Origin of the sequence: Thalassolituus hydrocarboniclasticus, assembly GCF_025345565.1 — a bacterium.
Classification (GTDB): Bacteria; Pseudomonadota; Gammaproteobacteria; order Pseudomonadales; family Oceanobacteraceae; genus Venatoribacter; species Venatoribacter hydrocarboniclasticus.
Map to the genome: position 1 here is coordinate 1404711 of NZ_CP054475.1, position 25394 is coordinate 1430104.

15 protein-coding genes are annotated in these 25394 nt (G+C 52.6%); 11 read left to right on the forward strand and 4 right to left on the reverse strand.

The window, feature by feature from the left end; genetic code table 11:
- Nucleotides 1–31 precede the first annotated feature (31 nt).
- Complete coding sequence (locus tag HUF19_RS06225) at nt 32–3469, reverse strand: PAS domain-containing hybrid sensor histidine kinase/response regulator (RefSeq protein WP_260998973.1); 3438 nt, start codon at nt 3467–3469, stop codon at nt 32–34.
- 201 nt (nt 3470–3670) lie between these two features.
- On the opposite strand from HUF19_RS06225, the gene HUF19_RS06230 reads away from it, so the two are divergent.
- The 4 genes from HUF19_RS06230 (at nt 3671) to HUF19_RS06245 (ending at nt 8230) form a co-directional block, all read left to right on the forward strand.
- Nucleotides 3671–3985 (forward strand): DUF485 domain-containing protein, encoded by a 315-nt coding sequence (locus HUF19_RS06230; protein WP_260998974.1) that lies wholly within the window; start codon nt 3671–3673, stop codon nt 3983–3985.
- Nucleotides 3986–3995: 10 nt separating this feature from the next.
- Nucleotides 3996–5657 (forward strand): cation acetate symporter, encoded by a 1662-nt coding sequence (locus tag HUF19_RS06235; protein WP_260998975.1) that lies wholly within the window; start codon nt 3996–3998, stop codon nt 5655–5657.
- Nucleotides 5658–5816: 159 nt separating this feature from the next.
- Nucleotides 5817–7616: a DUF294 nucleotidyltransferase-like domain-containing protein gene (locus HUF19_RS06240; RefSeq protein ID WP_260998976.1), complete on the forward strand. Its 1800-nt coding sequence runs from the start codon at nt 5817–5819 to the stop codon at nt 7614–7616.
- Nucleotides 7616–8230, forward strand: coding sequence for a 3'-5' exonuclease (locus tag HUF19_RS06245; protein WP_260998977.1), 615 nt, complete (start codon nt 7616–7618; stop codon nt 8228–8230). The genes HUF19_RS06240 and HUF19_RS06245 overlap by 1 nt, the downstream gene beginning before the upstream one ends.
- Before the next feature lie 278 nt (nt 8231–8508).
- Here HUF19_RS06245 and HUF19_RS06250 read toward each other — a convergent pair whose 3' ends face one another.
- Both HUF19_RS06250 and HUF19_RS06255 read right to left on the reverse strand, forming a co-directional pair.
- Nucleotides 8509–10284 (reverse strand): sodium:solute symporter family protein, encoded by a 1776-nt coding sequence (locus HUF19_RS06250; protein WP_260998978.1) that lies wholly within the window; start codon nt 10282–10284, stop codon nt 8509–8511.
- Nucleotides 10285–10298: 14 nt separating this feature from the next.
- Nucleotides 10299–10568, reverse strand: coding sequence for a DUF4212 domain-containing protein (locus HUF19_RS06255; RefSeq protein ID WP_260998979.1), 270 nt, complete (start codon nt 10566–10568; stop codon nt 10299–10301).
- A 467-nt stretch (nt 10569–11035) separates the two neighbouring features.
- On the opposite strand from HUF19_RS06255, the gene HUF19_RS06260 reads away from it, so the two are divergent.
- The 6 genes from HUF19_RS06260 (at nt 11036) to HUF19_RS06285 (ending at nt 23236) form a co-directional block, all read left to right on the forward strand.
- On the forward strand, nt 11036–11590 hold the full coding sequence (locus HUF19_RS06260; RefSeq protein WP_260998980.1) for a DUF2147 domain-containing protein: 555 nt from the start codon (nt 11036–11038) through the stop codon (nt 11588–11590).
- A gap of 225 nt (nt 11591–11815) precedes the next feature.
- Complete coding sequence (locus HUF19_RS06265) at nt 11816–14611, forward strand: TonB-dependent receptor (protein ID WP_260998981.1); 2796 nt, start codon at nt 11816–11818, stop codon at nt 14609–14611.
- A 256-nt stretch (nt 14612–14867) separates the two neighbouring features.
- On the forward strand, nt 14868–19592 hold the full coding sequence (locus HUF19_RS06270) for a fibronectin type III domain-containing protein (protein ID WP_260998982.1): 4725 nt from the start codon (nt 14868–14870) through the stop codon (nt 19590–19592).
- Nucleotides 19593–19809: 217 nt separating this feature from the next.
- Nucleotides 19810–21045, forward strand: a complete 1236-nt coding sequence (locus HUF19_RS06275; RefSeq protein WP_260998983.1) for an NAD(P)/FAD-dependent oxidoreductase — start codon at nt 19810–19812, stop codon at nt 21043–21045.
- Nucleotides 21046–21143: 98 nt separating this feature from the next.
- On the forward strand, nt 21144–22505 hold the full coding sequence (locus tag HUF19_RS06280) for a DUF5690 family protein (protein ID WP_260998984.1): 1362 nt from the start codon (nt 21144–21146) through the stop codon (nt 22503–22505).
- A gap of 29 nt (nt 22506–22534) precedes the next feature.
- Nucleotides 22535–23236 carry a UTRA domain-containing protein gene (locus HUF19_RS06285; RefSeq protein WP_260998985.1) on the forward strand — a complete coding sequence of 234 codons (702 nt, stop codon included), beginning with the start codon at nt 22535–22537 and terminating at the stop codon, nt 23234–23236.
- 338 nt (nt 23237–23574) lie between these two features.
- On the opposite strand, the gene HUF19_RS06290 is transcribed toward HUF19_RS06285, so the two are convergent.
- Nucleotides 23575–23808, reverse strand: coding sequence for a hypothetical protein (locus HUF19_RS06290; RefSeq protein ID WP_260998986.1), 234 nt, complete (start codon nt 23806–23808; stop codon nt 23575–23577).
- A 459-nt stretch (nt 23809–24267) separates the two neighbouring features.
- Here HUF19_RS06290 and phnW point away from each other — a divergent pair, with 459 nt between their 5' ends.
- Nucleotides 24268–25383 (forward strand): 2-aminoethylphosphonate--pyruvate transaminase, encoded by a 1116-nt coding sequence (gene phnW, locus HUF19_RS06295; protein ID WP_260998987.1) that lies wholly within the window; start codon nt 24268–24270, stop codon nt 25381–25383.
- Nucleotides 25384–25394 lie beyond the last annotated feature (11 nt).

The window sequence follows — 25394 nt, forward strand, 5'->3', positions numbered from 1 at the left end:
CGGCTATTGGTTTATTTCCGGCAGACAGAACTCAGCGGATAAGGCGCCGAATCAGTGCGCGCAGTGCCGCTGGCCGTACCGGTTTTTTCAGGAAATAGAAGCCGAGGGATTTGGCTTCTTCCGCTACCGAGGGTCTTGGGTCTGCCGAGATCAGTACACCCGGAATATCTTCATTGAAATGACGGCGCAGCATCGACATGACCTGCAGACCGGTAACGTCGCTGTCGAGTTGATAATCAGCCAGCATAATCTGCGGCTTGAATGGCACCTGTTCGGCTTCGTGCTCGTCACTGCAGCTGAATACTTCACATTGCCAGCTACTGAGCAGGGCATTCATGCCGGCCAGTACTTCGGCATCATTGTCGATGCAGAAGGTCTGCAGTCCTTCAAAGCTGCCGGAGACGCGCACCTGCTGATCGCGGTTATCCTCCTTGACCACATCCGCTTCGGTCAGGGGCAGGGTGATGCGGAAACGCGTGCCGTTTCCTACCCAGGAATCGACTTCCACGCTGTGCCCCATGCGCTTGGCCATGCGATCAACAATGGCCAGCCCTAATCCCAGCCCTTTGCTGTCCTGCTTGCCCTGATTCAGGCGTTTGAACTCACCAAAAATTTCACCGAGTTTAGAGCGGGGAATACCCGGGCCGGTATCCCAGACCTCAATAACCAGATTCTGTCCACGCTTACGGCAACCAAGCAGCAGGCCGCCTTTATGGGTATAGCGTACGGCGTTACTGAGCAGGTTCTGCACGATACGGCGCAGCCAGTGGGCGTCACTCAATACCCAGTAATTGCAGGGCCGGAAACGCAGTACCAGGCCTTTCTCTGCGGCCAGCGCGGTAAACTCATCACGCAGGGGTTTTAATACGGCGCTTAACTGAATCGGTCGCAGGCTGGGCTCAATGGCGCCGGCATCCAGCTTGGATATTTCAACCAGTACCGACAGTACATCTTCGGCTGACTGCAGAGAGCCTTCGAGATGGGTCAGCAGGTGGCGTTGCTCCACCGATAAATTGTGTTGTGCCAGTGTCGAAGCGAATAATTTGGCAGCATTTAATGGCTGCATCAGATCATGTCCGGCCGCCGCGAGGAAGCGGGTTTTACTGGTGTTGGCTTCGATCAGCTGTGAGGTCAGATCATCCAGTTGCTGGGTACTTTTTTCGACCCGGCGTTCAAGAGTGATATTGGCTTCTTTTAATGCCTGTTCAGCTTTTCTGTGCACGGTAATGTCAGTGAAACTGGTGACGAAACCACCATCCGGCATCGGATGGCCCTGCATGGAAATTACCACGCCATTCGGCAGCAGGCGTTCAAACTGATGGGCCGAACCGGCACTTAAAAAACGCATCCGGCGTGCAACCTGCTGCTCTATGCTGCCCGGGCCGCAGAAACCACGCTCGGCATTAAAGGCAATAATATCGGCCACGGGTTTACCCACCTGAATAAAGCCCGGCGGATAATTAAACAGTTCCAGATAGCGGCGGTTCCAGGCCACCAGATTGAGATTGCGGTCAACCACACTGACGCCCTGATGCAGATTCTCTACCGCAGCCTGCAATTGCTCGCGGCTCATAGCAAAGGCCTGGCTGGCTTCGCTGGCGAGGAAGGCAAGATCGCGGATCTGAATCTGCTCGCCACCGAGCAGGGTGGAAAAAATCACCCGCGCCGAGGATGAACCTACCACCGAGGCCAGTAATTTCTCGGCATCGTGCAGCAGTTCACTGGAGGCCATGGCATGATCGTACTGAATGCCATGATGAGCCTGATAATCAGCAAAAAAGGATTCGGCTTTTTTGTAGCCCAGAATCCGCTCCAGCACTACGCGCACATCATCCACTTTGCAGGTAAAAGAGGGGGCGACCTGATTGCCCGGATTGAGCGCCTTAGTGCTGGTAAAGTCGGAGGCCAGCATCCGCTCACGTACGGATGCGTTGGTGACCACGGAAAAGAAAATATAAAAGGATACATTGACCGACAGACTCAGTATTACGCCGAAGCTGAAATCATCCAGGTTCAGTCCCAGCATCTGCGATGGTGTTGTACCGTTCTGATCAATGCCCTGTGAAAGTACTGGCCATAGCAGGGTATAAATCCAGATAAAGGTGCCACTCAGTAATCCGGCGATAGCCCCCTGACGGTTTCCTCCCTGCCAGATCAGACCGCCAATTAATGGCGGTGCAAATTGTGCGACGGCGGCAAAAGATAACAGGCCGATAGCTGCCAGCGATTCAAATTCGCCGACCATGCGATAAAAAAGGTAAGAACCCAGAATCATCACCACAATCACCATGCGGCGCACGGTCAATACCAGAGTGCGCACACTGGATGATTGCTGAATATCACTCTGCTGCTGGGTATTGCGGAAAAAGGCCGGCAATACCAGTTCGTTCGACACCATAGTGCTGATGGCAATCGTCGCAACAATAATCATACCGGTGGCCGCGCTGCCGCCGCCGATAAAGGCAATAATAGCGAGCACATCCTGGCCGAGGGACACCGGCAGGCTGAGCACGTAGGTATCCGGGGTAAACCCCAGATCACGCATAAATAAATGCCCGGTTAAGGCGATAGGCACGACAAACAGCAGCATCAGCACCAGGTACAGCGGAAACATCCAGCGTGCGGTGTGAATATGGCGTACGGATTCATTCTCAATCACCGCCACCTGAAACTGGCGCGGCAGGCAAAGAATGGCAAAGCCGGCCAGCAGGCTTTGCAGAATAAAAGCGAGTGAAATCACATCACTGTTGAACAGGGCGTGTTCAGGCATCACCGTTTTTGACAGGCTGAGCAGATCCAGCGGCGAGTCGAACAGGGAGGTCATAACCCAGATGCCAACGGCAAGAATCGCCAGCAGTTTCACCATGGATTCAAAGGCAACCGCCAGAATCATCCCCGGATGCTGTTCGCTGGCGTCAATGTCGCGGGTACCGAAGACAATCACAAACAGCGCCATTGCCCAGCTGATATGAAAGGCCGTGTCCTGCCAGAAAAAAACCGGCCCGCCGGTCTCTGCTCCCAAAGGCTGCGTGACCAGCTCGAAGGTGGTGGCAATGGCTTTGAGTTGCAGTGCGATGTAAGGCACAACCCCCAGCACTGCGACGATGGTTACCAGAATGGCCAGCGTGTGGTCACGGCCGTAACGGGTAGCGATAAAGTCGGCAATGGATGTGAGGCGCTTTTCTTTAGCGATGCGGATAATTTTTCCCAGCATACGCCAGAAAAACAGCAGAAAGATAATCGGACCGATATAAATACTGAGGAACATCCAGCCACTGGTGGCGGCCATGCCTACTGCACCGTAAAAGGTCCAGGATGTGCAATAAACCGCCAGTGACAGGCTGTAAATCATGCCGGTGTTGTGTACTGGCCTGCCGCTGTGGGCGCGCCGGTCGCCGTACCAGGCAATGGCAAACAGGGTGCTGATGTATAACACGGAAATGGAAATGAGCTGCCAGGCCGGAATCATAGTTTTCCTTGTTGTATTTTTTCTGCCTTCGGGGAGCTTAACACGAGCCTGCTGTTCACTCTTTGCTGCTGCCCTGATCTTAGACCAAGGTCGTAGATGGCGGAAGCCCGGACAGTCCTCATCCTGAGACTATGGTCGGGCTGGGGGGGAGGTGCCCGTTGAGTAGAATGCCAATGAGTTATTTATTTGCAGGAGTCAGGCATGCAGTCCGATGTCTACCAAAAAATCAAAGATCACCCGGATTTTCAGAGTCTGGTAGCCAAGCGTAAAGCCTTTGCTCTGAAGCTCTCCGCCATCGTTCTGGTGATGTACTTTTCTTTTATTATGCTGGTTGCTTTTGCGCCCGGCGTTCTGGCTGAGCCGGTTGCCCAGAACAGCGTGACCACCTGGGGAATCCCGATCGGCGTATTCATTATTATCTCTTCGTTTCTGTTAACCGGGATTTATGTCAAACGCGCCAATACTGAATTTGATGAAGAAAATCAGCGCATTGTTGCTGAATGTCTGAAGGGTTAAGGAAGCAGATATGTTAAAGCGTTTACACCTGCTGGTATTGCTGCCGTTTTTATCGCTGAGCAGCCTGTCATTGGGGGCTGATGCCATCGGTGGTGCCGTGGAGCAGCAGGCGACCAACTGGTCGGCCATTATTATGTTTCTTATTTTTGTGGCTTTTACCCTTGGGATCACCGTCTGGTCCAGTCGCCGTACCCGTTCTGCCGCCGATTATTATGCGGCTGGTGGTGGTATTACCGGTTTTCAGAATGGTCTGGCCATTGCCGGCGATTACATGTCGGCAGCATCGTTTCTCGGTATTTCGGGGCTGGTGTATCTATCCGGTTTTGATGGCCTGATTTATTCCATCGGCTTTCTGGTCGGCTGGCCGCTGATTCTGTTTATGATCGCCGAGCGTTTACGTAATCTGGGTAAATTTACCTTTGCCGATGTGGCCTCGTATCGTCTGGGGCAGACCCAGATCCGCACGTTGTCGGCGGTTGGCTCACTCTGTGTCGTATCGCTGTATCTGATCGCGCAGATGGTGGGTTCCGGTAAGCTGATTCAGCTGCTGTTCGGGCTGCCATACGACTATGCCGTCGTGCTGGTGGGTATTTTAATGGTGCTGTACGTCACCATGGGCGGCATGCTGGCCACTACCTGGGTACAGATTATTAAAGCGGTGCTGCTGTTGTCTGGTGCCAGCTTTATGGCGTTGATGGTGCTGGTGCACGTTGGTTTCGACATGGGGAATTTATTCCTGCAGGCAACCGAAGTTCACGAAAAAGGCATTGCGATTATGGCGCCCGGTGGTCTGATTTCTGACCCGGTATCGGCCATCAGTCTGGGCATTGCCCTGATGTTCGGCACCGCCGGTTTGCCGCATATTCTGATGCGTTTCTTTACCGTGGCCGACGCCCGCGAAGCGCGCAAATCGGTTTTTTATGCCACGGGTTTTATCGGCTATTTCTATATCCTGACCTTTATTATTGGTTTCGGTGCCATTGTTCTGGTGTCGACCAACAGCGAGTTCCTGAACGAGGCCGGTGCTTTGATTGGCGGTAACAATATGGCCGCTATTCACCTGTCGAAAGCCGTCGGCGGCGACTGGTTCCTCGGTTTTATTTCAGCCGTTGCCTTCGCCACCATTCTGGCGGTGGTATCAGGTCTGGCATTGGCGGGGGCTTCTGCGGTCTCCCATGATCTTTATGCCAACGTTTTCCGCCCGGATGCCAGCGATGAAGACGAGGTGCGGGTATCAAAAGTGACCACGCTGCTGCTGGGCGTGATTGCTATCGGTCTGGGAATCCTGTTTGAAGAACAGAATATTGCCTTTATGGTGGGCCTGGCGTTTGCGATTGCTGCCAGTACCAATTTCCCCGTGCTGTTTCTGTCGATGTACTGGCAGCGTCTGACGACCCGTGGCGCCATGATCGGTGGCTGGCTGGGGCTGTTGACGGCCGTTTCACTGGTGATTCTGGGGCCGATTGTCTGGGTGGATATTCTGGGCAACGAAAGCGCGGTTTTCCCATACAAATATCCGGCCCTGTTCTCGGTCATTGTTGCCTTCGCCGGTATCTGGTATTTCTCGGTCAGCGATAAATCGGCCGCCGGAGCGCAGGAACGGGAGAAATTTGATCAGCAGTTTGTGCGCTCGCATACCGGGTTGGGTGCGGCACAGGCAGCAGATCACTGAGCCTGTTATACGAAACAGAACAGGCCTGAGAATATTGACCGGCATATCCGGTCTGCACGATTGCCTCGAGCTGGGGCTCCCCTTGGCACCGTCCTGTGACGGTGTCTTTTTTATTTTATACTGACGGAAAGCGGCCGCGTCGCAGGAAGGAGACTGGGTATGACGATTCAGATAAACCTTAACCAACCGCCGTTCAGTTTTTTATCTGAGCAGCAGCTGGAATGGTTAACCAGGCGCCTGGACCTGGTTTTCTTCGCGGCCGGAGCTGTGATTCTCGATGAAGGCGATGTCTCTCCCGGGGTGTACATCGTTTATAAAGGTGTGGTCGAAGAAACCGATAAAAGTGGAAAACAGGTTTTCTCCCAGTACGGTAAGGAAGATATTTTTGATGTGCGCGCAGTGCTGGAATCTTCCTGTAAGCACCGTTATACCGCGATCGAAGAAACCCTCTGTTATTTACTGCGCGCCAAAGACTTTATCCAGTTGCTGGATGAATCCAGTGATTTTTCCATCTATTTCAAAACCGACCTCGGCACCCAGGAAGAACTGGTCGATCAGCGCAGCAACGACGTATCCGAATTTATTCTCGCGCGTATCGATGAAGACAGCGTACGACCACCGGTTTATGTCACCGGCCAGACCAGTCTGGCGCGGGTGGCGGCCATTATGGAAGAGCAGAAGTACGACGCGGTGCTGGTACGCACCGCGCGTCAGATTGGCATCGTCACCGGTACCGATTTACTGCGCGCCACATTACTGGGCGATAAAACCAAGCAAAGTAAAGTGGCCGATATTGCCCAGTTCGATCTGATCGAAGTGAAATACGGCGACTTCCTGTTCAGCGCATTACTGAAGATGACGCAGCACCATATTGAACGGGTTATTGTCACCCGTGACGGTGACATTGTCGGCATGCTGGAGCTGATGGATATGCTCAGTGTGTTCTCGACGCACTCTCATGTGATTGCCATGCGTATTGAACAGGCCAAAACCATGAAAGAGCTGGTGGTGGCTGCCCGGCGTCTGGAGGTGCTGATTGACAGCCTGAGTGGTCAGGGTGTGAAGGTGGTGGCCATTATGGAACTGATCACCACCCTGAACCGTCGTTTAATGGAGCGGGCATTTGAGCTGATTTTTCCCAAGCGTTTGCAAAACAGTGTGTGCATTCTGGTTCTGGGCAGTGAAGGTCGCGGCGAACAGATCATGAAAACCGATCAGGATAACGCCATTATTCTGCAGAACGAGCATGACCGCGAAGCGGTGTTGCCACTGCTGCATAATCTGCATCAGGCCTTGCTTGATTTCGGTTATCCGCCTTGTCCGGGTGGCGTTATGTTTATTAACGACAGCTGGATTAATACTGTAGAAGGCTGGGTCGGTAAAGTGCAGCGCTGGATGCGTTCCGGCAGTCCTGAGCCGATGATGAATATGGCTATCTTTATGGATGCCGAGCCGGTATGTGGCAACCGTGAATTATTTACACCGGTAAAAGCCAGCTGGCAGAGTGAATCACTGCGTTCGAGTATGACCTCTGCCTGGTTTGCCAAACCGGCACTCAAATTCGAAACGCCGCTGACCTTCCTCGGTAAAATCCGCGAAGACCACGGCACTATTGATATTAAAAAAGGCGGAATTTTTCCGCTGGTACATGGCGTGCGCGCGCTGGCATTTGAATATGCCATCAGCGACTGCAATACCCTTGAGCGGCTGGATAAATTACAGGCACTGAACGTGCTTGATGACGAAACCACTCAGGGCCTTAAAGATGCCTTACTGTTCTTTTTACGTATCCGCCTGCGCCAGCAGCTGGAAAGCGAAGCGGATAACCCCGGGCTGTCTCAGCAGCTGCAACTCGACAGCCTGCGCAGTGTGGACCGCAGTTTATTACGTCATGCACTGCACCGGGTTAAAAAATTCAAACAATTGCTGATTAACCATTACCATCTGGAGAGTTTCTGATGGCACCTTTCTGGTTGCTGAAAAAACTACCGGGCTATATGCCGCCACAAGGGCGCTGGCGTCACCTGGCGGAGCCTTATGATGGCGATGAAGTGGTGGTTCTGGATTGTGAAACCAGCTGCTTTGATAAGAAAAAAGGCGAGCTGCTGAGTGTGGCTGCGGTACGGGTAAAAGGCGGAGAAATCCGTTTGTCCGAAGCCCTGGATCTGACCATTAATTCTAATGCGGTAACCGACCCGAACGCAGTGCGGGTGCATTATCTGCGGCGTGAAGACCGGCGTCAGGGCGTTGCCGTTTCAGAAGCGATTGAAAAGGTACTGGATTTTGTTGGTAACCGGCCGATTTGTGGCTTTTATATCGAATACGACCGGGCGATTCTGAATCGTTATATTAAACAGCTGCATAACTTTCAGCTGCCGAACCGCTTTATCGAAGTATCGGAGTTGTATGTGCGCCAGAAACGCAAATACATTCCGGAGCTGCAGCTCGATCTGACCTTTGAAGGGCTGGCGAAAGATCTGAAAGTCCCCATTATTGAACGTCATACCGCGATGGGCGATGTTATTTCCACCGCACTGATGTATATCAAACTGACCCACTTCCCGCGTAAATAACAGAGCGAATGTCAGGCGCTTCTGGCGTCAGACGACAGAAGTCAGATGACAGACGACAGAAGTCAGACGACAGACGACAGACGACAGAAGTCAGATGACAGACGACAGAAGTCAGACGACAGAAGTCAGACGACAGATGCTCCCGACCTCCGACCTCAGACCTCAGACCTCAGACCTCAGACCTCAGACCTCAGACCTCAGACCTCAGACCTCAGACCTCAGACCATAAAAAAAACCGGCCGAAGCCGGTTTTTTTATGGTTGGGTCAGCACCAGATCTCAGTGATCGTGCGCCTCACCAGCTCCTTTAGGGAAGCGGATGTCTTCAACCATGTGGCGGATATCATCCGGTACCGGAGCGGTCATATTCGACACGATGAATGCGGTAGCGAAGTTCAGCAGCGCACCCAGAGCACCGAAGGCTTCCGGAGAAATGCCCAGGAACCAGTTGTCCGGAGTATTCGCCAGCATTTCAGTACCGGTTACAAAGAACCAGCCTTTGTAGGTAAAGATGTATACCAGGGTAGACACCAGACCAACCAGCATACCGGCAACCGCACCACTGTTATTCACTTTACTGCTGAAGATACCCATCATCAGTGCAGGGAAGATCGAGGAGGCTGCAAGACCGAAGGCCAGCGCCACCACCTGTGCGGCAAAGCCCGGTGGGTTCAGACCCAGGTAACCTGCTACCAGAATGGCACCGGCCATGGCGATACGTGCAGCCATGAGTTCCTGTTTCTCACCGATATCCGGCATAAAGGTACGCTTCAGCAGGTCGTGAGAGATCGCCGTCGACATCGCCAGCAGCAGACCTGCTGCAGTGGACAGTGCCGCCGCCAGACCACCGGCCGCTACCAGAGCGATTACCCAGTTTGGCAGGTTAGCGATTTCCGGGTTAGCCAGTACCATGATGTCACGGTCGACTTTCACCATTTCGTTACCTTTCCAGCCGAAAGATTCAGCTTTGGCGGCAAACTCAGGGTTCTTGTCGTTGTAGTACTGGATACGGCCATCGCCATTCTTATCTTCGAACGCCAGCAGACCTGTGGTTTCCCACTTCTTGAACCAGTCCGGACGATCAGCATAAGCCAGGTTACCTTCGGCACTGCCAACCGGGCCAGGCTGAATGGTATTGGTCAGGTTCAGACGGGCCATAGAACCCACAGCCGGGGCAGTGGTGTACAGAATGGCGATGAACAGCAGAGCCCAGCCTGCGGATGAACGCGCATCAGACACCTTAGGTACGGTGAAGAAGCGGATGATCACGTGTGGCAGACCAGCAGTACCCATCATCAGCGACAGGGTGTACATCAGCATGTTGAAGGTACCGCCTTTCTGCGCGGTATATTCAGCAAAACCAAGGTCAACCAGCGTCTGATCCAGTTTTACCAGCAGCGGGGTACCGTCAGCGGTGTCACTGAGGAAACCCAGTTGTGGAATCGGGTTGTTGGTCAGGTTCAGAGAGATAAAGATCGCCGGTACGGTGTAAGCAAAAATCAGTACACAGTATTGCGCGATCTGAGTGTAGGTTACGCCTTTCATACCGCCGAGTACGGCGTAGAAGAATACGATACCCATACCGGCATACAGACCGGTTGCATAATCCACGTCGAGGAAACGGGAGAACGCCACACCAATACCTTTCATCTGGCCGATTACGTAAGTCAGAGACGCTACGATCAGACAGACAACGGCCACAATACGGGCAGTACGGGAGTAGTAACGGTCACCGATAAAATCAGGCACAGTAAACTTGCCGAATTTACGCAGGTAAGGAGCCAGGCAGAGTGCCAGCAGTACATAACCACCGGTCCAGCCCATCAGGAAGATAGAAGCATCATAACCCTGGAAGGCGATCAGGCCCGCCATGGAGATAAAGGAAGCGGCAGACATCCAGTCGGCTGCTGTTGCCATACCGTTGGCAACCGGGTGAACACCGCGGCCAGCCGCATAATATTCACCGGTCGTTCCGGCACGGGCCCAGATAGCGATCCCAAAATAGAGGCCGAAGCTCAGGCCTACTACGATGTAAGTTAAGGTCTGTAAATCCATGCTCAACTCCTCACTTATTCATCGTCATCAACACCGAACTCACGATCGAGTTCGCGCATTTTTTTGGCGTAAATTGCAACAATTGCCAGGAACACATAAATCGAACCCTGCTGTGCAAACCAGAAACCCAGACCAACGCCGCCTACCGGAATCATATCGAGTACCGGGCGGAACAGGATGCCGAAGCCATACGACGTCACTGCCCAAATAACCAGTAATACGAACATTAATCTCAGGTTTTTGCGCCAGTACGCGTTCTTATCGTCTTCTGACTTGAAAGCCATAACCCCTCCTAGTTTTTATTTGAATGCAGAATCAACCTAGCAGCATAGCGTCAGAACACGACAGCTAGACCTTGGTAGTACCAATTTTGAACAGCTCTGTTCAATTTGTGTTTTCTATAGCTAAAACAGTAACTTAGCGTTACTTTTGTGCACCTTTTAAAGGCTTGGGTGACCATGGTCGCAGGTGGCAAAAATGGCGTGCTTTGGTGCTAATACGTACGCCTTTAGTCCGGTATAAAAGCGCTCCGGCGACGGCTGATTATGAATAATTGGCCCGATTTGCCGGGTCTGACAGAGCCATTGAAAGCGACAGATGGCGGATTTTTCCCGCAATATATTTTATGATCCGCTCACCTGGCCTACCAATAACAGATAACGCAACTGGCCGGGGTCCGGCCGTGCTGCGGCTCGTTGTTATACGGGCATTGCCTGCGTCCGGAATTGCACCAGCTCTGGAGAGTCCCTTTGTGAAAAAATCCTTATCCGCTTTAGCGTTTACCCTGCTGTCATCCGTTACTCTGGCAGATCCGGCTGTAGGCCAGTGGGTTACCATCGACGATGAAGATGGCAGTCAGGCCAGTGTTGTCGACATCAGCATTAACGAAGAAGGCAAGCTGCAGGGTACTATCGTAAAACTGCTGCGTGAAAAAGATCAGGGCAAATCCTGTGAAAAATGCCCGGACGATTTTAAAGATCAGCCAGTAGAAGGTCTGACCTTTATGTGGGATCTGGAAAATGACGGTGAAGGCGAGTGGGAAAGCGGCCGTATTCTCGACCCTAAATCCGGCAGCATTTATAAGTCCCAGCTGGAAGTTGCCGAAGATGGTCAGAGCCTGAGCGTTCGCGGTTATATCGGCGTATCCTGGATTGGCCGCAGCCAGAAATGGTTACGTTACGAAGCCCCAGCTGCAGAAACAGCTGCAGAAACTGCAAGCGCAGACAGCAGTGCAGAAACAACCGAAGCAGCGACTGCTGAAGCCGCGCCGGTTGAAACAGCAGCCGAAACCGCTGCCGCAGAATAACGTATTAGGTTTTTTATTCTGCTGAAGCCCGCTTAACCGCGGGCTTTTTTGTGTCTGTAATCTGCTCATATCGGCAATGTGATTTCTGCCCGTTGTTGAACGCCACAGTCATAACCCCGTCATATTTTCTTCCTAATCTGCACTGGCTAACTGGATTAGACCAGATTCGGATGCCGCCGGCACAAGGGGCGTGATTGCGGCTTACTGGAAACTATGGGGATTAGGATGAAGACGTTTAAAACTGCAAAACTGCCACTGCTGGCGACACTGTTACTGGGCAGCCAGCTGGCACTGGCCGATGCCAGCCTGATGGGTTCGGTGATTGATCAAAGCTCAATCTTACCCGGTGCAACGGTGACCGTTGTGGAAACCGGTGCCCGTGTTCAGAGCGATGAGCGCGGTCAGTTTATTCTCAAAGGCCTGCAGGCCGGCACTTACAATCTGAAAATTACCTACGTCGGTTATGAACCGTTGCAGACAACGGTTACTGTAATGGCTGATGAGCGTAAAGATCTGGGCGCACTGAAAGTGGTATTTACCGGTGCAGGCATCGAAGAAGTGGTCGCCGTTGGCCATATTTTCCAGGGCGAAATGAAAGCGCTGAACACGCAGAAAAATTCCAACCGTATTCTCAATGCTATTTCGGCTGACGGTATCGGTAAATTACCGGACCGCAACGCCGCCGAAGCGGTACAGCGTATTCCTGGCGTATCTATCGAGCGCGATCAGGGCGAAGGCCGCTTTGTTGCCGTGCGTGGTTTACCGGCACAGTGGAGTTCTGCCTCGCTGAATGGTGACCGCATTCCGACTGCCGAAGAAGAAACCACCTCGCGTGCGACAGCATTCGATTTTTTCCCGACCGAAATGATCGAAAGCGTGGAAGTCAGCAAAGCGGTCACGCCGGATATGGAAGGCGATGCCATTGGCGGTAATGTGAATTTTATTACCCGCCGCGCACCGCAGGAAACCACACTGGATGTCACCGTTGGTACCAACTACAACGATAAAGCGGAAGAGAGTGGTTATAACCTGAATATTCTGGCCGGTGACCGCAGTAACGATGGTAAGTGGGGTTATATCGTTAATGCCAGCCAGTATGTGCGTAACTGGGCGACCGATAACTTCGAACCACGCCGCAGTGGCGAAGGGATTAAACGTCTTGAATTGCGCGATTATACCGGTGAGCGCGATACCCGTGGTTTTAACGGTGCCGTGGAATATAAATTCGATAATGGCGATACCGTCTATGCCCGTACCCTGTACGGCACCCTGATCGACGATGAAACCCATTACAAACACCGCTACCGTTTTGATAAAGACCGGATCGAGCTGCAGCATATTCACAATATTCTGACCACCGAACTCAGCGGGCATCAGCTGGGTGGCGAGCACTGGGTCGGAGAGGGTGGTTTACTGGAATGGAAAGCCTCAACCTACGATAACCACTTCTATTACGGTGATGTGCCGAACAGCAAAGACAAGAGCTATTTTGTTGCCCGTTTTGATCAGAAAAACGTAGGCTTTGTCGGGCTGGACAACCGTAGCGGTAAAAACCTGTCGTACAACATTATTGACGGTGGTAACAGCCCGGCCAGTGAACCATCCACGCATTTACCGGATGGCTTCAGCATGGACCCGACACAGATGGCGCTGTCCTCCATCGAGCTTTATAAGGTCGATGTGCGGGAAAAAGATAAAGTCGTGGCCCAGCTCGATTTTACCCAGGATATGAATTACGACCTGCAATTAAAATTCGGTACCAAATACCGTGAAAAAGAACGGGTTGCACGTTTTTCCGATGAGTTTTATCAGTGGAAAGACAGTGCGACAACGCCGCTTTTGAGCGACTTTGACTTAAGTGATCAGCCGGGCCGTAACGATTATCTGGAAGAAATTAACGCCGGTTACGCCGATGATTTCAGTCAGGTGGCGGATATGTCGGATCTGGAAAATTTCTGGAATAACAACCGCGATCAGTTCGAGCTGATTGATGACGAATCCTATACCGTAGCCAACGGTGGCGCGCTGGGCCGTAACTTTGATGTAAACGAAACCCAGATGGCCGGTTACGGGATGGCGACTTATCAGCTGAACGATGATGTCAGCCTGGTCGGTGGCGTGCGCATTGAACGCACCGAGACCGAAGTATCCGGTTACAGTGCCGAAGACAATGCCGGCACGCTGGTGATTGTGCCGGTTAAAAAGACCAAGTCTTACACCTCGGTACTGCCGTCTGTACATATGACCTACGCCCTGACCGACGACAGCAACCTGCGTGCTGCCTTCAGCCGTACCTTTGCCCGTCCGGACTTTGGTTCGCTGGCGCCGGGTCAGGCCTATTCTGAAGCCGATGGTGAACTGGTGGTGGGTAATCCGGGACTGAACCCGACCTATTCCAATAATCTGGATGTGTTATTCGAGCGTTATTACGACAATGTCGGTGTGATTTCCGGCGGCCTGTTCTATAAGCAGATCAGTGATCCGATTTTCAGCAAGCGTTCTGAAGTAACCTTTAAAGGTGAAACCGTTGACCGTGTGGATTCGGTGAACGGTGATAATGCCTGGCTGGCCGGTGCCGAGTTTGCTTTCAGCCGTCGCCTCGATTTTATAGCCGATGCGCTGGAAAATGTGGGCGTACAGGCCAACTACACCCGTATGCGTTCGGTGATGGAATTAACCAATGGCCGCAAAGCCGATATTCCGCGTCAGGCCGACTCGCTGTATAACGCCGCGTTATTCTACGATGACAGCACCTTTGCTGTGCGCATCGCGGTTAACCATAAAGGCGCTTATATTCAGGAACACGGTGACAGCAGTGACGAAGACAGCTACTACGGTGATTACACCAGTGTTGACCTGAGTGCGTCTTATCAGGCAACCAGCGATCTGATGGTGTATGCCGATGTGAATAACATCACCAACGAACCGATGAAGTACTACCTCGGCAGCGAAAGCCGCCCACTGCAGGTGGAATACTACGGTTACCGCGCCAATCTGGGTGTGAAATACAGCTTCTTCTGATGTGCAGGTGACTTTTTAATCAGCCTCACGGGACAAACCCGTGAGGCTTTTTTTTTGCATATGAGACTGATATCACAAATCTATACGAAAAAGACCTGATTTATCCATATTTGTTTTTGAGTGCTTTAACAGCGTCGGTGCAGTGATTAGCATGCGTGATCTGATTAAATGCATGAGAGATATTATGAGACAGCTATCGGCTTTTATACTTTTTGGGATGTTAACCGCCTGTGGGGGTGGTGGATCAGGTGTAAAAGTGGATGCTGAACCGGGAAAACCCACCCATCCGGAAACAGAAGTACCGGCCGTTACCCGCTTGCAGGTCGTTGAGAGCCGCGCTGACAGTATTTTGTTGCGCTGGGGACATCCTGCCGGTGTTGCACAGTTTGAGGTTTACCGTGATGGCAATCTGTTAGCCGTCATTAACGGCAATCTGACCTCGTATCAGGATAACAATCTGATTGCCGGGCAATCGTATCAATATCAGGTTGTTGCACTCAACGCATCCGGACAACGCTCCCAGCCTGTTTCTGTCAGCGCGACAGCGTTTAACAATCAGGCTCCTGTTATTGCAGCCGTACCGGAATTCCTGACGCTGACCAGCAGCCAAAGCACTGGCCAGTCACTGCATAGCTTCTCTGCCACCGACGCGGACGGACACAAGCTGAGCTGGAGCATTGCCCAGCCACTGAATGCGCCTTTTTCAATATCAGCCGATGGAGTACTTACTCTTAAACAGAGTGCAGCCAATCTGGGTGGCAAGGTCTATTCGCTGGTCATCGATGTCAGTGACGGTTTCAGTGTTACCAGCACCTCTGTCGGTGTCGGTTTTATTGATATGGGAAATTCTGCGGGGCAGCGCGGATTGCTGCGTCAGGTATATACCGGTCATACCTTTGATGGCACTGTAGATTCGCTGCTGGCTTTTAATCAGTATCCGAACAGCCCAAGCTCAAGCAGTGTTGAGCCGCAGTTTAAATCACCATCCGGTGTAGGTAATAACTATGGGCAGCGCATGTCGGGGTTCCTGTTGCCGCCGGTGACTGGTGAATATACTTTCTGGGTTGCAGCGGACGATGCTTCTCAGTTGTTTTTAAGTACGGATTTCAGTGCAGACAACAAACAGAAAATAGCTGAAGTTACCAGTTGGGTTGGAGAAGATAACTGGGGAGCCAGGCCAGAACAAAAATCACAATCTGTAACGCTGCAAGGCGGTAAGCCGTATTTTATCGAAGCGTTAATGGTAGAGCAGTCAGGTGGTGATCACCTGTCGGTAGCCTGGACAATTCCCGGCGGAGAGCGTCAGCTTATCAGTGGTCAGTACCTCAGTCAGCCGCTTGATCGCCAGCCCCCTGAAGCCATAACCGACTTATCTCTGGTCAGAACAGACGAAGCCAGCGTGATTCTTGAATGGAGTAAGCCTGCGGATAATAACGCTGTTGCCGGCTATGAAGTCTGGAAAAGCGGTACATTACTGTCGACACTTAATGCTGCCGATTTATCAGAAACCAATATCGAAATTAATAATCTTGATGGTGGTCAGCGCTACGACTTTTATATTGTGGCATTCGATGCTGCCGGTAACCGTTCGGTCGCGGGTAATATTGCCTCGGTGATGATCAGTGATTACACCCCGCCGGCTGCTCCCGGTAATTTAGCAGTAAGTGATGTTACGACCTATTCAGCAAACATCCGCTGGTCTGAACCGGAAAACGGCCTGCTGTACCGTATTTTTATTGACGATCAGTTAATTACTACCAGTGCGGCGGCAGAGTACACACTCCGCAACCTGAAGCCGGGTCAGAATTATACTGTTCAGGTATTCAGTGTCGATGCCGCCGGCAATCAGTCAGCCCGAAGTGCTGCCAAAACAATTACCACCGTTGCTATCAATACTGCCGAACCGTATTTCACGGCAGAACATTTTTCTGCGCTGGTGTCACGGGATGCGACCGCCGGACAGGGTATTTTCCAGGCTCGCGGTTATATTGACGGCAATGCCCCGCTGAATTATCAGATTACGGCTGGTAATGACGCCGGGTTATTTTCGTTATCGGCAAGTGGCGAACTGACTCTGGCCGCCAGCGCTCAGAATGCAGCTTTCAGTCATACCTTAACCATCAGTGCCAGTAATGGCAGCAGCTCAGCCAGTATGCAGCTGACGGTGATGGTGCTGGAGTCATCCCGCTTGGCGCAGCAGGGGGTTAATCAGCAGATATGGACCAATGTTTCCGGAGGTCAGGTTGCTGATATTCCGTTAAGTGCTATGCCGGCTGAGCAAAACCGTCTGCAGAACTTATCCAGCCCATCGGGCATGGGTGACAACTATGGTCAGCGTGTGCGGGGATTCTTAAAAGTACCGGTAACGGGCAGCTACAGTTTCTGGATTGCGTCCGATGACAGCAGTGAGCTGCGCCTGTCCAGTGATATCGATCCGGCCAAGGCCGAAGTGGTTGCACGGGTAACTGGTTACACCAATCAGGACAGCTGGATTAACAATAATCAGCTGAAAACCAATATTGAGCTGTTAGCCGGACAGCTGTATTACATCGAAGCCTTGCATAAAGAAGGTGGCGGTGGTGACCATATGTCGGTTGCCTGGCAGGGCGCAGGGGGCGCTGCGAAAACGCAATTAACCGGCGATTATCTGATGCCATACAGTGCGCTGTACCCATCTGCGCCGACGGTGAATAAACTGGTGCAGTCCGGCTTTGATAAAAATGGTGAACAGTTAACACTGAGCCTTAATATTCCTGACGATGCTGATGGTCTGCAGGTGTTTATTTATTACGGCACCACCGATGCCGGTGATCAGATTTCCGGATGGCAGAAAATGTTTTCTCCGGGCGCATTAGCGGCCGGTAATCAGCAGATTTTTCTGCCGGGTATCGTTCCGGGTGAGAACTATTTTATCCGTGTGGAAGTACGTGGCCCGGCCGGCAGCAGCTGGAGTTCTGTGGTGCCTGTATCCACCCAGATTATTCCCGCAGGTAAACAGGCCGGTGAAGCCTTACCACAAAGCATCGACCTGAGTGTCGAGGTAGACGGTAATACCAAGCAACTGAGTTTTTATAAGCACAGTGTGCGCTCGCCGAATTATCAGTTATTAACCTTCGATAACCGTCGCCAGCAGCAATATCAGGCGCTGGTGCCTATGCCGGAACCGCGCACCTATCGTGGCCGGGTGACGAATGACCCGTATCAGGTGGTTACCGGGGTAATTGATGCGATGGGCCGTATGCATATTTCCGCCTGGCGCGGCGACGGACGGGCCTGGGGTAAAGTTGTTGATGTGTCTGATCTGATTGATGAGCAGGCGCTGGGTAACAGTGAAACCCAGACCGAAGAACTGCAGATTCAGGTGAGTGTTCCGGCCGCGGAAAATAACCGTTATTACGTGCCGCAGCCAGGTGCTGATTTCCATAACAATCTGGTCCGCGTATCGTTTAAACACGAATACAACCAGTTTATGAATCAGGCCGGTGGCAGTGTGATTAACTCCATTGCGCAAATGGAAAACCATATCAACGAAACAGATTATGTCTGGGCACAGAAAACCGGTTTACGCTGGGATGTGGGTCGCGCATTAATCGAAGTGCATGGCGATTCAACCGCTGGCAATAACCAGCCAAGACCGGCGGGAACCGATGCCACGAATTTCAGCATTGATTTTCAGGATCCGTTTAATGGTGGTCATTGCTGGGGCGGTGGTGACTGGGTCGGGTGTGTTGCCAACTACACTATGAACTGGGGCTATACCCATGAAATCGGTCATAACATGGGCTTAGGCCATGGTGAACAGACCGACAATAATAACCAGCTGCAGGAACCCGGCACTCATATGTCGAACATGCAGGCGCGTAAAACCACGCGGCGTTTGCAGGCTGGCAGTAAATTCAAACCGGCCAGAACATTGACCGATGCGATGCCACCAGCAGCCTTTAAAGATTATCTGAGTGTTTATCAGGATGAGTCTGCAAGCGTTGCTGTATTGGCTAATGACTATGATGCCAATGGTGAGGAACTGAGCATTGCCGCCTTTGATGCAACCACGGCACAGGGTGGACAGGTAACACAGCAGGGCAATGTTTTACGCTACACACCGCCTGCAGGTTATATCGGTGTGGATCAGTTTACCTACACCGTAACCGATGGTTCTTTGCGTACTGTCGGGCCGGTGCAGATTCAGGTTTTACGTAATGGCTTAACCGGCGACTGGAATATGGAGGCTATAACCTCTGACCATAACGTTACTGACGCCAGCGGCGATAATAATCACCTGACCGCGCCGGAATTATCCGCCTTAAGCAGCGGTCTGGCGCTGGCGGATGTGCGTGAAGCCAGCAACAGCAATCATGCGATGACGATGGCCCTGATGGCTTCGGCAGCTAAAGCAGATGATGCGCTGGGGCATAGTTTATTGCCGCATAAACTCGATCCGGGTCATAAAAGTTTTACCGCCTCAATGTGGGTCAAATATAACGAGATCAGTGGGGCGCGCTTATTGATGGGTAAATCCTCCAATGGCCCGAATAATATGGAATACGGTGGTTGGGAAATCCGCAGTAACGGCACTGCCGTGGAAATGCAGGTTAATTTCCGTGATCGTCTGATGGTGAATAATCAGGCGGTTATCCGTGCAGACAATGCGCTGAGCAATGGCGTCTGGCAGCATCTGGTGATGGTTATTGACCGTGACGGTGGTAGTGAAAGCGGTGAACTGCGCGGTTATCTGAACGGTGTGGCGATTGCAGAACCGGTTCCCTTACCTCAGGGAGCCGGGCCCATTATGGCGGCGATGAACTCCTCCGGTTATGGTGGTGGTTCGCCGTTCCGGGTTGGTGGGCATGCGCACCTGAACTGCAGTGGTGAAGGGAATGCAAAGGTATGCGAGCTGGCGGCAGGACAGGCATTTGATGATGTGAAAATTTATCATAAGGCCCTGAGCGAAGCCGAAATCCAGGCACTCTCTGTGCGTTAACCATCACGGTTTAAAAGCGGCAACAACACAGCCCGGTGTGACTTCAGTCACTCCGGGCTTTGTTTTTCTGAGGCTGTTGTTTCTGAATCTGCGGTTTTGTCTGGCGTATCAGAAACTCTCCCTTTTCCAGGTTCAGCTCTGAACCTGCCTGTCATCGTTTTGTCATCCGCTGTCTTTTAAATACTACCATCTGGACTAGACCAAAAGAAGTATCAGGATGGCAGTAAAACAGCAGGTGGTTATTATTGGCGGCGGTATTCTTGGCCTCGCCATCGCCCATTATCTGCAGAGCAGCGGTGAGGCACAGGTAACGCTGTTTGAACGCGGCGAATTAGGCGCAGGCACTACCAGTCAGGCGGCAGCCTTATTAACCCGCGCGCGCAGCAGCGACAGTGCGGCATTAATGGTGCACGAAACTCACAGCACCCTGCGTATGCTGGAGCAGCGTTTTAATCTGCCCTTTGCGCAACGCAGCGGTTGTTTGCACATCGCCGTTAACGATAACGAACGTCAGCAACAACAACGGTATTTTCAGCAGGCGCAGCAGTTGGATGTTGGCACACAATGGCTGGCCAGCAGCGATATTCAGCGCCTGCTGCCCTGGCTGACGCTTCCTGCAGACAGCAGTGCGTTGTATTACCCCGATGACGGCCACGCCGACCCTTATACCCTGGCACAGCTGTATGCCCGTTCGGCCCGCGCCGCCGGTGCGCAGATTATTTCCCATTGTGCGGTTAACCGGCTGGAGTTGCAGAGCAATAAACTGACCGGCGTACACATCGCCAGCGGTGAATTTATCCGTGCCGACACTGTGGTGCTGGCGGCCGGCCCCTGGAGTGCGGCGCTGGCCTGTGACTACGATATCGCACTGGCGATGGCACCGGTGCGCAGCCATTACTGGATAACCAACAACCAGCCGCAGGTTGATGCCAAGCAGCCGATGGCGATTATTCCTTCGGCCAAAGCCTATTTCCGCAGCGAACAATCGGCGCTGTTATTCGGTGTGCGCGACAGCCAGTGTTGTGTCGCCGACCCGCGTGCATTACCGCACGATATTCACAGTTTTCATTTTGCCGAAGACGCCAATGGCTGGCTGGCACTGGAAGAGCACTGGCATAGCCTGCTGACTCTGTGCCCGCTGCTGGAGCAGGCGCAACTGGCGCATTACTTAAGCGGTGTGTCGTCTTACACGCCGGATGGCAAACCCCTGCTCGGGCGTCTGGAGCAGTACAGCAATGCCTTTGTCGCCACCGGCTGCTCCGGTGCCGGTATTGCCTTCAGTGCCGGTATTGGCCGCCTGCTCAGTGAGCAGATTCTTGAACAACCGACCTTTGTTAACCCGGAAGAATTCTCGCCGGCACGCTTTGCCACGATGCAACCCAAGGCTGATCCGATGAGCCCTGAATTCCGCCTGCACTGTGCCCGCGCGCGCAGCGGCAAGAGTACCGGCTGAATGCAGCATTTTCATACAGCCGACATATCCCTCGGGTATTTCCTGTTTATAAGAACTGATTGCGCTGCAGGCACAGGTGCCGCAGCGGGAGTATTTTAATGTTAATTATGCCGTTTCAGCGTTTTCATCAGCAGGTTCAGCAACGTTTACAGCAGGCGCCTGCTGTCTGGTTTGTGGTGTTCGCCATCAGTGCCGCTTTTATGACGTACTTTTCGATGTACGCCTTCCGCAAGCCTTTCTCGGTGGCGATGTACGATGGCCAGACCCTGTTTGGCATGGATTACAAAGTCATCCTGATTTTTGCGCAGGTGCTGGGTTATCTGTTGTCGAAGTTTATCGGTATCCGTGTGGTGTCGGGCATGATGCACGATCGCCGCGCGCTGGCCATTGTCTTACTGGTCGCCAGTGCGCAACTGGCATTGTTTTTATTTGCGGTATTACCGGCGCCATTAAAACCGCTGGCGATGTTTTTTAATGGTCTGCCACTGGGCATGATCTGGGGGCTGGTATTCAGCTATCTGGAAGGGCGTAAAACCTCGGAATTACTCGGGGCAGGGTTAAGCGCCACCTTTATTGTCGCCTCTGGCATGGTACGCAGTGTGGGCAAAGCGTTAATCGTTTATGCCGATGTGCCGGAATTCTGGATGCCGTTTTTAACCGGCCTGATTTTTATGCCGCTGCTGCTGATTTCGGTCTATGCACTGTCGATGATTCCGGAACCGGATGCCACTGACGAAGAACTGCGACTGAAACGCCAGCCGATGACCGCCGCCGACCGCTGGCAGTTATTCGGCCAGTACTGGTTTGGCCTGAGTCTGCTGATTCTGGCGTTTTTACTGTTTACCGGCCTGCGCGATTTTCGCGATAACTTTTCTGCCGAAATCTGGCAGGCGCTGGGCTATGGCAATGAACCCGCGATTTTTACCTACGCCGGGGTGCGCATTGCCGGTATGGTGCTGGTGGCGCTGGCGTTATTAATGTTTATCCGCGATAACTTCCGCGCCTTTACCGCCAATCATATTGCCATTGTGCTGGGCTGCTTTATTTTGGGTTACAGCACCTGGCTGCATCAGCAACACTGGCTCGACAGTAAAATCTGGATGGTCGCCTTAGGTACGGGGTTGTATCTGGCCTATATTCCGTTTAACTGCTTTTTGTTTGACCGTTTTGTCGCGCTGGCCGGTGGCGTGGCCAATGCCGGATTTCTGATTTATCTGGCCGACAGCGCCGGTTATACCGGCAGTGTCGGGTTGCTGTTGGTTAAGCATTTTTATGCAGCCGACATCAGCTGGCTGAATTTCTTTGTCAGTGCCGTTTACAGCACCGCAATCGTTGGTGGTTTGCTGGTGACGATGTCATGGTTGTATTTCCGCTGGCGTTTTATCCGCAATGGGCAGCAGTTTCAGGAAGAGCCTAAGGAACAGCTGCTGGCTTCTGTTGCATCGACACGGCTAAAATAGCCATGCATACCGATTCTGGACTCAAAAAAATGCTGCCAGCCAATATCGAAATACGCGACTACCTGGCCGGACTGATCAAACAGTCACGGCTGAAACAGAACGAACGTCTGCCATCCGAACGCGAACTGGTGGAGCAGTTTAAAAGCACACGTATTACCGTGCGCGATGCGTTGTCAAAGCTGGAATCGGAAGGGCTGATTTACCGCTCCAACCGCCGCGGCTGGTTTGTCTCGCCACCACGGCTGGAATATGACCCGTCTTCGCGGGTGAATTTCTACCTGCTGGCGGAGCAGCAACAACGCACTCCGGCCACCGAATTAATTTCACAAAAGCGCATTAAAGGCCCACAGACAGCGCGCACGGCACTGGCCGTTGCCGCTGACGAAAAACTGATTGAACTGGTACGTCTGCGTTCCCTCGATGGCCGCCCGGTGCTGTACGAATTTATCTACCTGCCGGAAAGCCGTTTTCCGGAACTGATGAAAAAAGATCTGGAAGGCTCACTTACCACCCTGATGCAGCGCGATTACAACGTCGAAATTACGCACGAAGATAACCGCATCTGCGTGTCAGCGGTGTACGATCAGGTGGCCGACGCGCTGTCGCATATTAACGGCGCGCCCTGTCTGGAGATTCGCCGTATCCGTTATGAAGGGGAGCGCAAAGCGGTGGAGTTTGATATTGAGCACTGGGTTCACAGTGCGATAGAACTGCGGATTCCCAGTCACTGATTTTCTTTTTCAGCTGTTTTGTGGGAGGGGCTTGGTAGGAGCGGCTTTTAGCCGCGATACTGTTTCAGTGGCCGCTGCCGGGTTGGCTTTTGTAATCATATCGAAGTCTTTGCGGGTGCTCCGCCCCCTGCGCCCCCATGTAAGGAGAAGTATCTCCTTCCGATCCTCTCTTGCGGCTGTCCGGTGCTGTTCAGTCAACTGCGTGGCCAATCCGGCCCGCACAGCAATTCGCCCGGAGCCTTTTACCGTTTGATAATTGAAATGAATGGGCTCCGGGCTGTACTGTGCTTTCCACCGGATTGTCTGCCTGGTTGACTGGCACCGCACAAATGCCGCGTTTATTCAGACGCAACGCAGTTTTTCAAAACAAACAAAGCAGGAATTGAAAAGCGGTTTCTCGTTATGGTTTTATGCGCCTGCAGGACGCCGGTTTGAATCATTCTGCGCCGGTACGTCCCGGCATGGATGCCGGGCGAGCGAATAGGACCATGGACAATTTTGTCGGGAACAAAATTGAGCAGCCGCAGGCTGACCCGCAGGGCGAAAGGCAGGATGCCTGAAGTCTCGCCCATTATTCGCGTTACCGCGACCGCAGGATTATTCAGAACGGATTAAGTCCTGCACAGCGCGAAGCGGGCCGATTGTGTGCTCCTGCACAATCTGCATTTCCGCCATCCATGGCGGTCAGGAGTAAGCGCCCGACCGGCGTGAGGGGTAAGACCCCTCAAAGAGGTCATAGGGCCGGGCGGGAGCCCAAAAGTCATCCGCGCAGCGCTAATTCATAAATATGGGACTATTGGAGTATTCCTGCGCATTAGCGTAAATCTAATTACAAAAGCCATCCCGCGCAGCGGCCACAAAACTCAATAACGCCCTCAGGAACCCCCAGCCCAACACTCTTCATTACTGTCACAAAAACTTCATTAAACTGCCGTTGCCGCTCACTCCGTTAGCTTTTATAGTTTGCGCATTCTGGTCTAGACCAGAATTAAGAAAATACAAAACGAACTCGGCGCAAACGTGACGGACTTATGAATAACCCTTATTTATTACTCACTCCCGGCCCCCTGAGTACCACGGCCAGTGTAAAGCAGACCATGCTGCGTGACTGGTGTACCTGGGATGACGATTACAACCTGGGGGTGGTGCAGCCTATCCGTGAACAGTTGGTAGAGCTGGCGCTCTGTGGTGAAAAAGAGTGCGCTGCAGAGGAATACAGTGCGGTGCTGTTGCAGGGCAGTGGCAGCTTTGCGGTAGAGAGTGTCATCAGCAGTGCCTTTTCGGCCGACGATAAATTACTGATTTTAGCTAATGGCGCTTACGGTCAGCGTATTGCCGATATGGCGCGTGTACACCGTATTAATTACGGGCTGTTAACCGCCGCCGAACATGAGTGGGTGAGTCTGAAAGAACTGAATCAGGCTTTGCACGATGATCCGGCCATTACCCATGTAGCGCTGGTTCATTGTGAAACCACCTCCGGTATTCTGAATCCGCTGGCGGCCTATGCCGAAGTGATTAAAGCCGCCGGCAAAACCCTGATTGTCGATGCCATGAGCTCGTTTGGTGGTATCGAAATTCCGCTGGCCGCACTGGGTATCGATTTTCTGATCAGCTCGGCCAATAAATGCATTCAGGGCGTGCCCGGTATGGGCTTTGTGATAGCAAAACGCGATGCGCTGGCCAAATGTGCCGGTCGTGCGCGCACATTAAGTCTGGATTTATTTGACCAGTGGCAGTGCATGGAGCAGGGCCATGGTAAATGGCGTTTTACCTCGCCAACCCATGTGGTACGCGCTTTTCAGCAGGCGCTGGCGGAATTGGCAGAAGAGGGTGGCATCAGCGCGCGGGCACAGCGTTATGCCGACAATCACCGTACCCTGGTCGATGGTATGCAGGCGCTGGGTTTCGAATGTGTGGTCAGCCGCGATAAACAATCGCCTTTTATTTCGACCTTTAAATATCCCGATAATCCGGCGTTCGATTTTAACCAGCTGTATCAGCGTTTAAAGCAGGAAGGCTTTGTGATTTATCCGGGCAAGGTCACGGCAACGCCGTGTTTCCGCATTGGCCATATCGGTGATGTTTTTCCGCAGGACATGCAGCGTTTGCTGCAGGCGCTGGAAAAACACCGCTTCTGGCTCTGACAGCCGACAAC

Excerpts from the sequence above, each read along its gene's own strand:
- HUF19_RS06225 (WP_260998973.1), bottom strand. The coding sequence starts at position 3,469 with ATGATTCCGGCCTGGCAGCTCATTTCCATTTCCGTGTTATACATCAGC.
- HUF19_RS06230 (WP_260998974.1), top strand. The coding sequence starts at position 3,671 with ATGCAGTCCGATGTCTACCAAAAAATCAAAGATCACCCGGATTTTCAG.
- HUF19_RS06235 (WP_260998975.1), top strand. The coding sequence starts at position 3,996 with ATGTTAAAGCGTTTACACCTGCTGGTATTGCTGCCGTTTTTATCGCTG.
- HUF19_RS06240 (WP_260998976.1), top strand. The coding sequence starts at position 5,817 with ATGACGATTCAGATAAACCTTAACCAACCGCCGTTCAGTTTTTTATCT.
- HUF19_RS06245 (WP_260998977.1), top strand. The coding sequence starts at position 7,616 with ATGGCACCTTTCTGGTTGCTGAAAAAACTACCGGGCTATATGCCGCCA.
- HUF19_RS06250 (WP_260998978.1), bottom strand. The coding sequence starts at position 10,284 with ATGGATTTACAGACCTTAACTTACATCGTAGTAGGCCTGAGCTTCGGC.
- HUF19_RS06255 (WP_260998979.1), bottom strand. The coding sequence starts at position 10,568 with ATGGCTTTCAAGTCAGAAGACGATAAGAACGCGTACTGGCGCAAAAAC.
- HUF19_RS06265 (WP_260998981.1), top strand. The coding sequence starts at position 11,816 with ATGAAGACGTTTAAAACTGCAAAACTGCCACTGCTGGCGACACTGTTA.
- HUF19_RS06275 (WP_260998983.1), top strand. The coding sequence starts at position 19,810 with ATGGCAGTAAAACAGCAGGTGGTTATTATTGGCGGCGGTATTCTTGGC.
- HUF19_RS06280 (WP_260998984.1), top strand. The coding sequence starts at position 21,144 with ATGTTAATTATGCCGTTTCAGCGTTTTCATCAGCAGGTTCAGCAACGT.
- HUF19_RS06285 (WP_260998985.1), top strand. The coding sequence starts at position 22,535 with ATGCTGCCAGCCAATATCGAAATACGCGACTACCTGGCCGGACTGATC.
- HUF19_RS06290 (WP_260998986.1), bottom strand. The coding sequence starts at position 23,808 with ATGGGCGAGACTTCAGGCATCCTGCCTTTCGCCCTGCGGGTCAGCCTG.
- phnW (WP_260998987.1), top strand. The coding sequence starts at position 24,268 with ATGAATAACCCTTATTTATTACTCACTCCCGGCCCCCTGAGTACCACG.